The organism is Psychrobacter jeotgali (assembly GCF_904846315.1).
Taxonomy (GTDB): domain Bacteria; phylum Pseudomonadota; class Gammaproteobacteria; order Pseudomonadales; family Moraxellaceae; genus Psychrobacter; species Psychrobacter jeotgali.
The window spans coordinates 1,255,225-1,270,637 of record NZ_CAJHAF010000001.1 but is presented as its reverse complement, the minus strand read 5'-3'; the positions used below and the strand labels follow the sequence as shown (position 1 = coordinate 1,270,637).

General features: G+C 41.5%; 11 protein-coding genes. All 11 read left to right on the top strand.

Translation table 11 applies throughout. The annotated features are described in order from the left end of the window. Positions 1-463 precede the first annotated feature (463 nt). The gene (gene cgtA, locus JMX18_RS05075; RefSeq protein WP_201585200.1) at positions 464-1,690 is read left to right on the top strand and encodes an Obg family GTPase CgtA; all 1,227 of its coding nucleotides are present in this window, start codon (positions 464-466) and stop codon (positions 1,688-1,690) included. 181 nt (positions 1,691-1,871) lie between these two features. Beyond that, entirely contained in the window at positions 1,872-3,044 is a 1,173-nt protein-coding gene (proB, locus tag JMX18_RS05070; protein WP_201585191.1) for a glutamate 5-kinase, read from the top strand. A gap of 321 nt (positions 3,045-3,365) precedes the next feature. Next, on the top strand, positions 3,366-4,502 hold the full coding sequence (gene hemE, locus JMX18_RS05065; RefSeq protein WP_201585189.1) for a uroporphyrinogen decarboxylase: 1,137 nt from the start codon (positions 3,366-3,368) through the stop codon (positions 4,500-4,502). A 67-nt stretch (positions 4,503-4,569) separates the two neighbouring features. Further along, positions 4,570-5,637, top strand: a complete 1,068-nt coding sequence (argC, locus tag JMX18_RS05060; RefSeq protein WP_201585187.1) for an N-acetyl-gamma-glutamyl-phosphate reductase — start codon at positions 4,570-4,572, stop codon at positions 5,635-5,637. 288 nt (positions 5,638-5,925) lie between these two features. Next, positions 5,926-6,897 carry a hypothetical protein gene (locus JMX18_RS05055; RefSeq protein WP_201585185.1) on the top strand — a complete coding sequence of 324 codons (972 nt, stop codon included), beginning with the start codon at positions 5,926-5,928 and terminating at the stop codon, positions 6,895-6,897. 70 nt (positions 6,898-6,967) lie between these two features. Beyond that, a complete protein-coding gene (locus JMX18_RS05050; RefSeq protein WP_201585183.1) occupies positions 6,968-7,378 on the top strand; it encodes an ATP-dependent Clp protease adaptor ClpS in 411 nt (136 codons plus the stop codon). Between the two features lie 831 nt (positions 7,379-8,209). Then, entirely contained in the window at positions 8,210-10,762 is a 2,553-nt protein-coding gene (clpA, locus tag JMX18_RS05045; RefSeq protein ID WP_201585181.1) for an ATP-dependent Clp protease ATP-binding subunit ClpA, read from the top strand. A 222-nt stretch (positions 10,763-10,984) separates the two neighbouring features. Further along, positions 10,985-11,734, top strand: a complete 750-nt coding sequence (locus JMX18_RS05040) for a uracil-DNA glycosylase (RefSeq protein ID WP_201585179.1) — start codon at positions 10,985-10,987, stop codon at positions 11,732-11,734. A gap of 18 nt (positions 11,735-11,752) precedes the next feature. Beyond that, positions 11,753-12,292 carry a tRNA adenosine(34) deaminase TadA gene (gene tadA, locus JMX18_RS05035; RefSeq protein ID WP_201585177.1) on the top strand — a complete coding sequence of 180 codons (540 nt, stop codon included), beginning with the start codon at positions 11,753-11,755 and terminating at the stop codon, positions 12,290-12,292. Positions 12,293-12,482: 190 nt separating this feature from the next. Beyond that, complete coding sequence (gene cmk / locus JMX18_RS05030) at positions 12,483-13,232, top strand: (d)CMP kinase (RefSeq protein ID WP_201585175.1); 750 nt, start codon at positions 12,483-12,485, stop codon at positions 13,230-13,232. 341 nt (positions 13,233-13,573) lie between these two features. Further along, positions 13,574-15,262, top strand: coding sequence for a 30S ribosomal protein S1 (gene rpsA / locus JMX18_RS05025; RefSeq protein WP_201585173.1), 1,689 nt, complete (start codon positions 13,574-13,576; stop codon positions 15,260-15,262). Positions 15,263-15,413 lie beyond the last annotated feature (151 nt).

Below are 15,413 nucleotides of genomic sequence, written 5' to 3'. Positions count from 1 at the left end.
GAGATAAGTTTTTGTGAGTAAATTTCGTTTATAATTATATTAGCCACCTTATTTAGCGCTTATTAATATAAAATACGGCACCCGATAGTCTATTCGATTATCGGGTGTTGTTGTTATAATAACTATGAATATACTACTAATACTCTAATAGTCATGCTTATAGCTATAAAAATATACGAATGTCTTTATAATAGGTATAAACGCCTAATTAGTCAGAATGAGATTTGAATTCATAGCAGGCTTGTTTTATGGTAGCCACAGCCCAAAGTCAAGTTAAGGCATGCGCAACTGATTTTAGGGCTAACTCTATTATATAAACAGAGTATGAACGATAAACAGAGCATGAACGAATTATTATTTGTCTATTATTTAAAGTAAACCTAAAAGTACAAACATAAAAGCAGTCGTTGACTTTAACCTAGATCGTTAGGTTATAAGCCAGATTGTAAATTAAGGAAGCAGTATGCGATTTATTGATGAAGCCGTCGTAACGGTAAAAGCAGGTGACGGTGGTAACGGAATCGCCAGTTTTCGCCGTGAAAAGTATGTCCCCCGTGGAGGCCCTGATGGCGGTGACGGTGGCAGTGGCGGTGACGTTTACGTTATCGCTGATGATAATACCAATACTTTAGTTGATTATCGTTATACCCGCCGCTATGATGCCATGCGCGGTGAAAATGGAAAAAGTAAGAACTGTTCAGGTAAAGGTTCTGAAGATATTTTCTTGCCAGTACCGATAGGTACTACTATTATTGATACCGAGACCGATGAAGTCATTGGTGATATGATTGAGATTGGACAGACGGTACTAGTCGCTAAAGGTGGTGACGGTGGTTTGGGTAATACCCACTTCAAAAGCTCTACCAACCAAGCGCCCAGAAAAGCCACTTCAGGTTTTGAGGGCGAGCTTAAAGTACTCAAGCTTGAGCTCAAAGTGGTTGCTGATGTCGGGTTAGTGGGTCTACCTAACGCCGGTAAATCCACCTTTATCCGTCAAGTATCTGCTGCCAAGCCTAAAGTGGCTGATTATCCCTTTACTACTTTAGTACCAAACTTGGGCGTGGTTGATATTGGTCGCCATCGTTCTTTTGTGATGGCTGATATACCAGGACTCATCGAAGGGGCTTCAGAAGGCGCTGGTCTTGGTATTCGTTTTTTAAAGCACGTTGCTCGTACGCGTCGTTTGCTGCATTTGGTTGATGTGAAGCCTATTGATGGTAGTGATCCTGTTGAGAACGCTCAGGTTATCTTAAATGAGCTAGAGCGCTTCTCACCTGAATTAGCTAAACTGCCACAAATTCTGGTACTGAACAAAATCGATCAGGTAGCCGATGAGGATTTAAATGAGCTTTGCACTCATATTGTTGCTGAGCTTGGTTGGACGGGTATCGTCTTTCGTACCGCCACCTTGACCGGTGAGGGCGTTGATGCAGTCAAATATCATTTGATGAATGAGATTGAGCGTGAGCGTGAGCGTGAAGAGGAAGACCCCATCTTTGCAGAAGCTCAGCAAGAGCGCTTTGAGCGTTTGGAGGCTGAGGTGCGCCGTAATACCGAAGCGCAGCGAGAAGCTTATCGTGCTGCTCGTAAAGCCCAACGTGAAGGTATCGACTTAACAGATAATAATATGGATGATTATTTTGACGACGACGATGATGATAATGATGTCGAAGTGGTTTATGCCCCTTAATGCCGATATATAAACCAGTTTAACCTGGTGAGCTATAGTGGCATATCATCATTTTTTGTCTTGAAATATGTTTTGGTTTAAACAAAGAAAAAGAATGGACGACACTTTTACTTCTTCTTTGTTTGACCTATTATTGGTTTTTTTAAATGTAGACTAATCCCCGTAACAGACAGGAGTTATTATGGCAGTTGACATAGCAAGTACGACCGAAGAAGCAAGGTTTATCAAGCAGACACGTAACTTTGATATTCGACGTGTTATTGTCAAGATTGGCTCATCCTTATTAACCAATAATGGTCGTGGACTTGATCGAACTGCCATTTACGAATGGGCAAAACAGATTGCTCGGCTACACAATGAAGGCATGGAAGTGTTGTTGGTGTCCTCAGGGGCGGTAGCTGAGGGCGTAGTAAGGATGAACTTAGATGAGCGTCCCAAAAAGCTGGCAGCCCTTCAAGCTTGTGCTTCCATTGGACAAATGGGCTTAATCGAAACTTGGTGGTCAGCGCTTATCCAGCACGGCGTACAAAGTGCACAGCTGTTATTAACTCATGATGATTTGTCTAATCGTCGCCGTTACTTGAATACGACTGGCGCATTGACTCAATTGCTCGATTGGCGGGTTCTACCAGTAATTAATGAAAACGACACCATTACTGTTGATGAAATCAAGTTCGGTGACAACGATACTTTGGGTGCGATGGCAGCGGCCATGGTCAATGCGGATTTATATATCATCTTGACCGATCAACAAGGCGTATTTACAGATAATCCACGTGATAATCCAGATGCTAGAATGATCCGTCAAGAGCGAGCTATGGCTGACTATTTATTTGATATCGCCGGTGATGGCGGTAAGCTTGGCCGCGGCGGTATGTTGACTAAGATCCGTGCAGGACGTCTAGCAGCTATGGGTGGTTGCCCAACGGTCATTGTTAGTGGCGCTATTGAAAACGTTATTACGCGTGTGGTTTCAGGTGAAGCAGTGGGTACGTTATTAACTACCAATGATGCTGATAAGATTATCGCACGTAAACAGTGGTTAGCTGCGCATTTACGGATGGCAGGGACTTTGATTGTGGATGCGGGTGCTGCCAAAGCACTAACTGAACATAACAAGAGCTTATTACCCGTTGGCGTAGTGGAAGTGCGTGGCGACTTTGATGAAGGTGACGTGGTAGAGATTGTCCATCATGATACCGGTGAGCGTTTAGCAGTAGGACAAATGAACTTTTCATCCTATGATGCTCGCCGCGTGGCTCGAGAGCGGACTGAGCATTTTGATAGAATCTTAGGCGGGAAAGAAGAGCGGGTAGTTATGGTGCACCGCGATAACTTAGCCCTGTCTATGTAATGACTGGCTATAAAAGCTATACATAGCTGGCCTATAAATCTTATGGTTTATTGGTTAAGCTTGTATTCATTAGCCACCCTAGCTATTTTACCTTTTGATTTATGCTTTAAAGTCTATTTTTTAAGGCTTAGCAACTTATTAATGCCATAATAATTCACTTTTTATGGCATTAATTTGTGGTATTTATAACTATATTCTTTTATAAGATTTTTTATTTAAATCCTATTTATAAAAGATTCTTCTATTTATTCTTAGTATTTAATTCATTCCTATTCTTAACCATGACAATAATTAATATTGTAGCATTTTGGAGATTTGTGCATGAGCACTTCAAACGATAATAATTCAACTCAGCAACAATTTGCGCCTTTAAAGAACGATAGACTACTGCGGGCATTACGCTTTGAGCCTGTTGATACCACCCCAGTCTGGATGATGCGCCAAGCTGGGCGTTATTTACCTGAGTATAAAGCCACTCGCGCTGAAGCCGGTGATTTTATGAGTTTATGTAGAGATACGGCTCGGGCGACTGAAGTCACTATGCAGCCATTACGCCGGATGGACTTAGACGCGGCTATCTTATTTAGTGATATCCTAACTATTCCTGATGCTATGGGACAAGGGCTATATTTTGAGACCGGTGAAGGTCCAAAATTCAAACAGGTCATACGTGAGCGCTCTGATATTGAGCGTCTACCTACCTTGGATGTTAACGATTCTTTAGACTATGTGATGCGTGCTGTTACCAGTATTCGTAAAGAGCTTAATGGGCTAGTACCGTTATTTGGTTTCTCAGGTAGCCCTTGGACGCTAGCCACTTATATGATTGAAGGGGGTAGCTCAAAAGACTATCGTTATACCAAAGGCATGCTTTATAGTCAGCCTGAATTACTGCATTTGCTGTTAGATAAACTGGCTACCACTGTTGTGGACTATCTTGATGCCCAAATTATCGCAGGTGCCCAAGCAGTACAGATATTTGATAGCTGGGGCGGAGCGTTGGCTCATCGCCAGTTTATAGATTTCTCTCACAATTATAATAAGCGTATTGTGTCTGAGTTGAAAGCACGTCATCCTGATGTTCCAGTTATTTTGTTTACCAAAGGTGGCGGATTGTGGCTTGACATTCAAGCGGATAGTGAAGCAGATGCTTTGGGACTTGATTGGACTATGCCACTTGACCGTGCGCGTCAAATATTGACTGAAAGTCAGCGTCAATTGACTAAGCAGCATAAGAAATTGCAGCGTAATAAAGCCATCCAAGGTAATTTGGATCCTGCTACTTTATATGGTTCACCAGAAACTATTCGTGCTGAAGTCAAATTCATGCTGGATAACGCTTATGCGTGTGGGGACAAAACTGGTTATGTGGCTAACTTAGGCCATGGTATTACTCAGTGGGTTAACCCTGATAACGCCAAGGTATTTATCGATGCCGTGCATGACTATCAAATTTAAAGGCTATCAGATTTAATAGTACAACTGTTAAAAAATGACTTGAGTAACTTTAGTAAAAGGATGTCTTATGATTTCAGCAGCTATTGTCGGTGGTACCGGCTATACCGGTATTGAGCTTATTCGCTTATTATCCTCTCATCCTGAGGTGTCTATTGACTTATTAACCTCACGAAGTGAAGCGGGCCGCCGCGCTGATGAAATATTTCCAAGCTTACGCGGTATCTCTGATTTAGTTTTTAGTGATTTAGGCGATGAGACACTGACAGCTCTGCAAAAGTGCGATGTGGTGTTTTTTGCGACACCGCATGGCGTGGCAATGCAGCAAGCTGAAGCTTTAACCCAAGCTGGGGTTAAAGTCGTGGATCTGGCGGCTGATTTTCGTTTGCAGTCGCTGGCTGATTTTGAGCACTGGTATCAGCAGCCACATGCTTGTCCTGATTTACTAAAAACCGCTGTCTATGGTTTACCTGAAATTAACCGAGATAAGCTATCAGAGGCACTAGTAGTCGGTAACCCTGGCTGCTATCCAACAACCGCTATTTTAGGTTTAAAGCCTATTATTGAGCTGGAGAATGTACAGGCAGAGCGTCTGATCGAGCCGCGTATTGTCATTGATGCCAAGTCGGGAGTTTCGGGAGCGGGGCGCCAGGCAAAACTTGCCTTAAACTATGCTGAAACTACAGATAATTTTAATGCTTATGGGGTGACTGGTCATCGTCATTTACCTGAAATTGAGCAAGGCATAGAGCAGCTACTTAGCAGTCAATTTAGCCATCGTGTACGCTTTTTACCGCATTTGGTGCCGATGATTCGCGGCATGTTTAGCAGTATTCATTTGGAGCTGACAGAAGCGGGTAAAGCGATCGACTGGCAAAGCACGTTTGAAGATAGCTATCATCAAGAAGCGTTCATTGATGTCTTGCCAGCAGGTATTTATCCTGATACTCGTAGTGTACGTGCTAGCAATCGTTTACGTATAGCAGTGCATCAGAATAATGAGCGTAGCGAGCTTACCGTACTGGTAGTACAGGATAATTTGGTCAAAGGAGCAGCGGGACAAGCGGTTCAAAACATGAATGTCATGTTTGGTCTTGATGAAACACTTGGTTTAAACTTTGCTCCAATCGTGCCTTGATTAACTGAGCGTTGATTAATGGTTCCTTGATTAATTTATCCTAACTTACTGCGCTTTAACTTCTGTGCCTCTGATTTTGCTTTAGTTTCCGTTCTTTGATATCAGCGCTTTAGCTTATGGCACTGTTGCCTATTTTATGAGGGTAATAGAAGCAAACAAGTGGTAAGGTTTTTATAATTATCACAGGTTCATTACTAACTGATTATTTCGCTTACAGCGCTGTGCTAGGTATTAAATCTAAATTCCGTTATAATACGACGCCCTCCACCGTTAAGAGATGCTACTTACATGCGTGTTAAGACTGCCTCCCACTTGCACTCGCAGCCATCACGTTCATCGTGTCAGGTTGTTGTGCTGGTTGATTCAAAGCAAATTTTAGAGCAGGTTGATAGGGTTCCTAATGGCCTCTGTCATAGTAGCTTTGATCGGGATAGCTCCAATAGTCACAGTATTTATGCCGATAATATTCATGCAGATAGTGCCCAGTTAGGTGCTCATCAAAAAGGGGCAACGACGGGGCTATTAGTATTATTTGTAGTGACTGTGCTAGTGACGATTGTAGTTGGCTTGCTATTTGGTTATAAGCTGGGTCATCAACACGGTTATCACTCGCTAGAAGCTGAGACCAGACAAACTCTTGATAATAGTACTCAAGCTTTAGAAGAGCTTGAGTCCTTGCGTTTAAAAAATAAGGTGCTGAGTAATAAAGCAGCTACCGCTAAGCAAGAACTTGCCATTAGCTTGACGACCTTAGATGATCTGCGCCAGAATCAGCAAGCACTTGATATCGAAAATAAACAAGTAAGCCAGCTTAATGAGCTATATACTCAAACTATTAGTGAGCAAGGAGGCATGCCCTTACAAGTATTAGGAGCAAAAATTGAACCTTTGCCCGAGAATGCCTTCGAATATGGTTTCGATGTAGCTATGCTTAGCCAGGATGGGCAAGCCAAAAGTATGACTGCAACCTTAACCTTGCTTGATGATGATAATCTAGTAGAAGTGCCCCTAGAGCCAGCACGCTATTCTATCAATGGAATAGAGCGTATTCGCGGCCGTTTTGTTATGCCTGAAGGCTTCAAGCCGTTACAAATGAAGTTGGTCTTAGAGTCAGGTAATGAACAAGTCGAACAACTATACGATTGGGAGCTAGGTGACATGGTTGATAGTATGCCGCTCTCGCTTTTAGATCTACCCGAAGTTGATCAAAGTCCTATTACTGGTGATACGCTTACCAATACCAAAAAAGACAATTCTTGATAATCAGTGCTATAAGCCTCATTTATTAGAATTAGTCTCTCCTTAAAATTAAATTTTTGAAAATATTGTTATGATAAAACCTTTATTTACCGTTACTGAACCTGCTGTTTTAGACTGGCACTTTCCAAGTATGCCAGCCGTACATCGTGCGCAAGATAATGATACCGATGCTGATACGGCGCCGGAAGCCGATGTATTAGTCGCAGAGCCTGAAGTAGCCAAACCACCTATGTATGCCGTGGTTATGTACAATGATAATTATACGCCGATGGAATTTGTAGTGTACGTCTTACAGTCGGAGTTTCGCCATAATATTGATGAAGCAGTTAAAATTATGTTAACCATTCACAATAACAGCAAAGGTATCGCTGGTATTTATCCCAAAGATATTGCCGAGACCAAAGCGAAAAAGGTTAATAGTCTTGCGCATCGTGAAGGTTACCCTTTATTGACCCAGATTGAACCTCATCAAGGCGAGTAAAATAGGCTAGATAAAATCTAGCTATTATTTTAGCTAATATCTAAACGTTATTTGCCAAGATTATCTTTCAAATATTGCTCTCAATAATAATATTAAGCGTATTTTACCTCGTAATTTATACCTCATACTTCTTTTTTAGATCATTTATACCGATCGCTTTAAGTTTGGCCATATCCTGTTGGGGGTCATGGCTAAGTTGTCTGTTATTTCCTCAATTAATCGTCCATTATCACTTGATTTTTATCTTAATCAACCTTATATATCTATCAGTGTAAGTGATTGTTTATGTTGTACTAATAACTAAAATCGCTTTGATTACCTTCTTATTCTATTCATATTATTAGGGCTTATTAAGTTAATATGCCGCTGACTTTCTTTTTATTATCAACTGAGCTCTTTTATAGCTCTTTATTGATTTTTAATCATATTCTCTCAAATTAAACTTACTGTTAGTACTCATCCACTAATCCTATCTAAAACTCATTGCGATGAGTATAGTCACAATGAAGTTGCTCAAAAAGCAGTTTGGTGGTGATGAGACTTAAAAAAACATAAGCCTTGATACACTTTAATAGTGGTTAATTTATTGACTATGTCAGCTTATCGTGTTGATATGAAGAAAAGGGTAATAGCCTTAGCCGTGATAGCCTCTACTAAAATTATTATTAATACAGCCATTATTGCTCACCTCACAACTATTAATCGTTATCGGCTATAAATAAATATATCTTAGGTCTAAGCACTGCTCTTGAACAATGGTTCTCTTGCCCTGATTTAGTCCCTAAGAGCTTAATTAAATTATAAAGATTTGAACAACCGTAGGAATTCGTTATGTTAAGTCGTCATCTTGAAGTCTCTTTGCGTTTAGCAATGACACTCGCGCGCCAAAAGTCGCATGAGTATCTCACTGTTGAACATCTATTATTAGCCTTGCTTGAAAATACTCATGCGGTTAATACGCTTACTGCTTGTAATGCCAACGTATCAAGCTTGCGTACAGAGCTTGAAGCTTATATTAATAAGCATACACCAACGGTAGATCCAGATATTGAGCAGTCTCCACAGCCTACTCAAAGCTTTGATCGTATTCTGCAACGAGCTATTTTCCATGTGCAGTCTATTGGTGGTGGCCGTTTGGTTGAAGGTTCAGATATTCTGGTCTCTATGTTTTCAGAGCATGATACTTATGCGGTTTACTTGCTCAAAAAGCAAGGTATTAGCCGCCTTGAGCTCACTCAATACTTATCTCATGGTCAAGATAAAGGTGAGCCATCTGAGCCGCGTGCCTCTATGACCGGCGAGCGCCGTGCTGGGTCAGAGAAAACCAGTAAAGATCCCCTAGTGGAATTTGCTAGTAACCTCAACCAGCGTGCTGCTGAAGGTAAAACCGATCCACTGGTCGGCCGTGCTCCTGAGATTGAGCGTACGGCTCAAGTATTGTGTCGCCGCCGCAAAAATAACCCTTTGTTAGTAGGCGAGCCTGGGGTGGGTAAAACCTCTATTGCTGAAGGTTTAGCTTGGTTAATTATCAATGATAAAGCACCCAAACCTCTTAGTGGCTGTGTGATTTATAGTTTAGATATTGGTGCTTTGATTGCAGGTACTAAGTACCGTGGTGATTTTGAAAAGCGTATGAAGTCGCTACTTGAGGCGCTAAAAAACAAGCCTAATGCCATCTTGTTTATCGATGAGATTCACATGATTATTGGTGCAGGCTCATCTATGAGTAGTAACATGGATGTCTCAAACCTAATCAAACCAGCTCTTGCCAATGGTGAGCTGCGCTGTATAGGGTCGACTACCTTTACAGAGTATCGCCAAGTGTTTGAAAAAGACCATGCACTTTCGCGTCGCTTCCAAAAAATAGATGTAAAAGAGCCTACTATCGAAGAAAGCATCGATATATTACGTGGTCTAAAACCACGCTATGAAGAGTTCCATAATGTAGAATATAGTGATGAAGCTTTAGTCAGTGCGGTAGAGTTGTCTGCTAAGCATTTGCATGAGCGTTTTCTACCAGACAAAGCTATTGATATTATAGATGAAGCAGGAGCTTACAAGCGTCTAGGGGTTATCCCAGATGCGGATGATATCAATGCAGAAGAAAGCTTACTTGCTGATCTTAACAAAGATATTGATGAAGAAGGTTTCGAAGATATCGAAGCGAGTATTGATGATACTGCTGAGAGTGAAAAAGCTACTGGAACCCAGCAGCAATCAGCCTCTAAAGCAATTGATGATTCTGAAAATACCGATGAATTCCTTGCCGCTGACAAGAAAAAGGCGCCAATGAAGATCAGTGTAGCAGACATTGAAGCTATCGTTGCAAAGCTAGCGCGTATTCCGCCCAAAGCCGTGTCAAGCGATGATAAGAGTATCCTTGAGCACTTAGATCGGGATCTCAAACGCCTAGTGTTTGGACAAGATGAAGCTATTGCCACCCTAGCAGATGCTATTAAGCTATCTCGTGCTGGTCTAAAAGAGCCGGATAAGCCTATTGGTTCCTTCATGTTTGCAGGCCCAACAGGGGTAGGTAAAACCGAAGTATCGCGTCAGTTAGCGAATCTATTAGGGGTTGAGCTGGTACGTTTCGATATGTCTGAATATATGGAAGCTCATACCGCCTCACGCTTGATTGGTGCGCCTCCTGGCTATGTAGGTTATGATCAAGGTGGTCTGCTTACTGAAAAAATCAATCAAAATCCGCATTGTGTGTTATTGCTGGATGAGATTGAAAAAGCTCATCCTGATGTCTTTAACTTGCTATTACAGGTTATGGATCATGGTACGCTGACTGATAATAACGGCCGGGTCGCTATCTTTAAACAAGTGATTATCATCATGACCACTAACGTGGGTGCAGAAAACATCAGTCGCTCCTCGATGGGTTTCACTGAGCAAGATCACAGCCGTGATAATACCGAAGCCTTGAAACGGGTCTTTACGCCTGAATTCCGTAACCGTTTAGATGCGATTATCCAGTTTAATCCTCTAGATACTTCGGTAGTAGTGTCAGTCGTTGATAAGTTCTTGGTTGAATTACAAGCTCAGCTCGATGACAAGCAAGTGACTTTAGAGATTGATGATGAGGTACGTGATTATCTTGCGGATAAAGGCTATGATCGCCTAATGGGTGCTCGTCCGATGCAGCGTTTGATTCAAGACGAAATCAAAAAGCCATTAGCAAATATGATTTTATTTGGTGATTTGGTCAATGGCGGCGTGGTTCATGTCACTTTGGAGTCTGAAGAAGAGGCAGTAGATTTGCAAAAATCCTCTGTTAGCACTAGTAAAAGTGATAAAGGCTCCGCTGATAGCCGCATCATTTTAACAGTGGTTGAGACTCACGAACCACACCCGGATTCTGAGTCGCTAGCGAGCTAATTACTGTACTTTATTGAGACGAAAACGGTTATCCTTACTGGGGTAGCCGTTTTTTTATGGTAATTATTGAACTACTGTTAAAAGGTAAAAATTTCTTCTTATAACCGTTAAATTTTATAACGCAATAACTGCCAATTTTTTGCTACCATTAGCATAATCCTAGCTTTTATAAAATTAAAGCGTATTTATTACTGTCAAAATAACTAAAATAGGCAAGCATCTATGGCACTATTCGATGAGCAAGCGGATCAAAAAACCACAAAAACCGCCGCCGAAAAAAAAGCAATTCTAGATAAGGTTCGCCTTCCTGAGGACTGGAAGAGGGCTTTAGAAGAAGAGCTAACCTCTGATAATATGGATAATCTGCGCGAGTTTCTAAAGCAAGCCTATCAGTCGAGCGCTAGCATTTATCCTCCTGCGCCTTTAATCTTTAACGCTTTAAATTTAACCCCATTATCAAAAGTAAAAGTAGTGATTTTAGGTCAAGACCCTTATCATGGCCCAGGTCAGGCGATGGGACTGTCATTTTCAGTACCTAAAACCATTCCAAAGCCACCTTCACTTAATAATGTGCTCAAAGAGATGGCTGATGATATTGGTACCCAGTATTCAGCCCATGGCGATTTGACCCATTGGGCTAAACAAGGAGTGTTATTGCTTAATAGCTCTTTGACCGTAAGAGAAAGTGAGCCTAATAGCCATCAGAATAAAGGCTGGGAGCAATTTACTGATGCGGTCATTGATGTGGTCAATGAGCAGACTGAGCATACGGTTTTTATTTTATGGGGCAGTAAAGCACAGAAAAAGGGTAAGTATATCAATACCGATAAGCATCTGATTTTGACTGCGGTGCATCCGTCACCACTTGCCGCCAATCGTGGTGGGTTCTTTGGCTCCAAGCCGTTCTCGAAAACTAACGATTATTTGGCGCAACATGGACAAACTCCGATTGATTGGCAGTTGCCGCAATAGATGTTAAATAGTCAATATATGAAGCTGCAATTATCACCACCGCCAGAGAGTCTAGCCGATAGCAAGTTATGGTCGCTATCAGACGCGAAGTGGATGGAGAGAGCCTTATCTTTAGCTCGGCTTGGCGCTAATAATGGGGAAGTGCCTGTAGGTGCAGTATTGGTTCATGAACAAAAAATCATTGGTGAAGGGTTTAATGAACCAATTGGACGCCACGATGCTACTGCTCACGCCGAGATTGTGGCATTAAGGGATGCTTGCCTGCGCCTACAGAATTACCGTTTGCCTTTGCAGACTACTTTATATGTTACCTTGGAACCTTGTACTATGTGCATTGGCGCTTTGATCCATGCTCGTGTGGATAGACTTATTTATGCCGCCAATGAACCGCGTGCTGGTATGGTCGGTAGCCAAATGAATTTACCTGAGCAATCGTTTTATAATCATAATATTCAGGTTTATAGTGGTTTATATGCCGAGCAGAGTAGTCAGTTACTGAAACAGTTTTTCAAAAATCGTCGACAATGGGCGAAGTTAAAAAAGACTGTTAATACTTGATTTTATTATTTATAAAAGCCATATTTTTACTAACAGTAAGATTAAGTAAGTTACGGGTTTTATGCTAGAGAAGGCGCTGGTTTTTTGTTATAATAGCGCACTATTTGGCCGTGAATATTGCGGATTTTTGCTAAATACTTGATAAGTAATGAATTTTTGCCTATCAACAGCCTGCTGTTAAGTGAGTATTATGACTGTCTCTTTATCGGATAACCAAGATAATAATCAAACTAGAGCCAAGCGTTATCCTGTTATCTGCATTGATGGTCCTAGCGGTGCCGGCAAGGGCACAGCAGCATGGCGACTAGCCCAGGTCTTAGGTTATCAGCTATTGGATTCAGGTGCTTTATATCGCATTGTAGGTCTCAAGGCGTTTGAAGCAGGGCTAATTACTGCAGACACCGAACAAGCGATTGATGAGTCAGCAGTATTGGCTCTCACTCAGAATTTACAGATTGTTTTTGAGCCTAATGTAGAGTCCGGCCGCATTGATATTATCGTTAATGGTGGTTTGGTTGGTGAGCAAGTACGTAATGAGACCGTTGGGGGCTATGCCTCTCGTATAGCCGTGTTTCCAAAGGTACGTGCAGCCCTATTGACGCTGCAGCGGGAGATGGCTATGCACTCAGGGCTAGTAGCTGATGGCCGAGATATGGGTACGGTAGTTTTTCCTGATGCTGATATAAAAGTATTTTTGACAGCCAGTGCCAAAGCACGCGCTGAGCGCCGGGTTACCCAGCTTACCAAGGCAGGTCAGCAAGCTGATTATGAAGCGATATTGGCTACTATTAAGACCCGTGATGATCGTGACGAAAATCGGAAAACTGCCCCTTCAAAGCCAGCAGAGGATGCCTATCTTATAGATAGCTCAGAGCTGAATGCTGACCAAGTGTATGAGCGTATCAAAATCCATTGTCAGCAGCATGGTATTTGTTTTTAAGCGTGTCTTTTAAATAACTAGCGAAAATAAGGGTTTAAAATAGAATATAACCAATTATGAATGAAAAAAATATCTAATTGGTAGGTTTTAGTATAAAATTACAGTGAATAGAACAAGTCAGTTGTTACTAGCAATTTGATTGAACATAGCTGAATAGAGCTTGGTCTCATTGAAACTTAGTCTCATTTCAAATAAATAGCAGGCTAAAAGCTATAGATTATTAGCAACAACTGTTTTTTTATATGGTTACATAAGATATAAAACCAGTATCTCATCTTATATAATCATAAATTTGATCCGTACTGTGCTGGACAGGCTACGGCTATACAAAGGTAGAAATAATGGAATCATTTGCTGAACTATTTGAAGCGAGCATTGAAGAACAGGGTCTGGACATCGAGCGTGGCTCGGTTATTACAGGTGCTGTTGTGGCCATTGATAATGATTGGATCACAGTTGATACCGGTCTTAAATCTGAAGGTATCGTCGCTCGTGAAGAGTTTTTAAGCGAAGAAGGCGAACTTGAAGTTGAAGTTGGCGATAGTGTCGACGTGGTGGTTGAAGCGGTTGATAACGGTATGGGTCAGACCCTGCTGTCACGCGAAAAAGCCAAACGCGTTGAGACCTGGAATGTCCTTGAAAAAATCTATGATAATGATGAGATTGTAAAAGGTATTATTTCAAGCAAAGTAAAAGGCGGTTTCACTGTAGACGTGGGTTCAGTACGCGCGTTCTTACCAGGCTCATTGGTAGATGTACGTCCGATTCGTGATACTACGCATCTAGAAGGTAAAGAGTTAGAATTCAAAGTTATCAAACTTGATCAAAAGCGTAACAACGTTGTGGTTAGCCGCCGTGCCGTTATGGAAGCTGAAAACTCAGCTGAACGTGAAGAGTTATTGAATAAGCTTGAAGAAGGTATCGAGATCGAAGGCATCGTAAAAAATCTAACTGATTACGGTGCGTTCGTAGATCTTGGTGGTATCGATGGTCTACTACACATTACTGATATGGCATGGCGCCGTATTAAGCACCCATCTGAGGTGGTTGAAGTAGGTCAAGACCTAAAAGTTAAAGTATTGAAGTTTGATCGTGAGCGCAATCGTGTAAGCTTAGGTCTAAAACAGCTTGGTACTGATCCTTGGGATAACGTTGCCGGTACTTATCCAGTAGGTAGTATTGTCCAAGCTCGTGTAACCAACTTGACAGATTATGGTTGTTTTGCTGAAATCTCTGAAGGTATCGAAGGTCTAGTACACGTATCAGAGATGGATCATACCAATAAAAATATCCACCCTTCAAAAGTTGTACAAGTAGGTGATGAAGTCAATGTCATGATTCTTGACATCGATGAAGAGCGTCGCCGTATTAGCTTAGGTATCAAACAAACTCTACCTAACCCATGGGAAGAGTTCGATAAAAAGCATGAGCGCGGTGATAAGATTGAAGGTACTATCAAATCAATCACTGATTTCGGTATCTTTATCGGTCTAGATGGCGGTATCGATGGTCTAGTGCACTTATCTGATATCTCTTGGAATGAAACTGGCGAAGAAGCTATCCGCAACTATAATAAAGGCGACACCGTAGAAGCTATGGTATTGTCTGTAGATGCAGAAGCAAATCGTATCAGCTTAGGTATCAAGCAGTTAAGCTCAGATCCATTTAACGAATACTTAGTCGCTAATGACCGCGGTGCTATCGTTAATGGTAAAGTGAAAGACGTTGATGCTAAAGGCGCAACTATTGAACTTGCTGACGAAGTTGAAGCCTATCTACGCGCTTCTGAGATTCAACGTGACCGCGTTGAAGATGCTACTAAGCACTTGAGCGTTGGTGATGACGTTGAAGCGAAAATCATCAGTGTAGATCGCAAAACTCGTAACATTAGCTTGTCTATCAAAGCGAAAGATGAAGCCGAAGAGCGTCAAGCTATTAAAGACTTGGGTAGCAATGCACCACAAGCCGCTTCTGGCTCTGATGCCCAGCCAAAAACAATTGGTGATTTGATCAAAGAGCAAATGCAGTAAGTAACTCTTTGTATTATTTAATGATATAATGAAAAAGCGACTTCGGTCGCTTTTTTTTATGATTATAGTTTGGCTTTAAATGATATGAGTAAATTAAATAGTATAATGAGCTCGCTAAACAACATTTTTATTGACAGTAAGTTCCGCTATT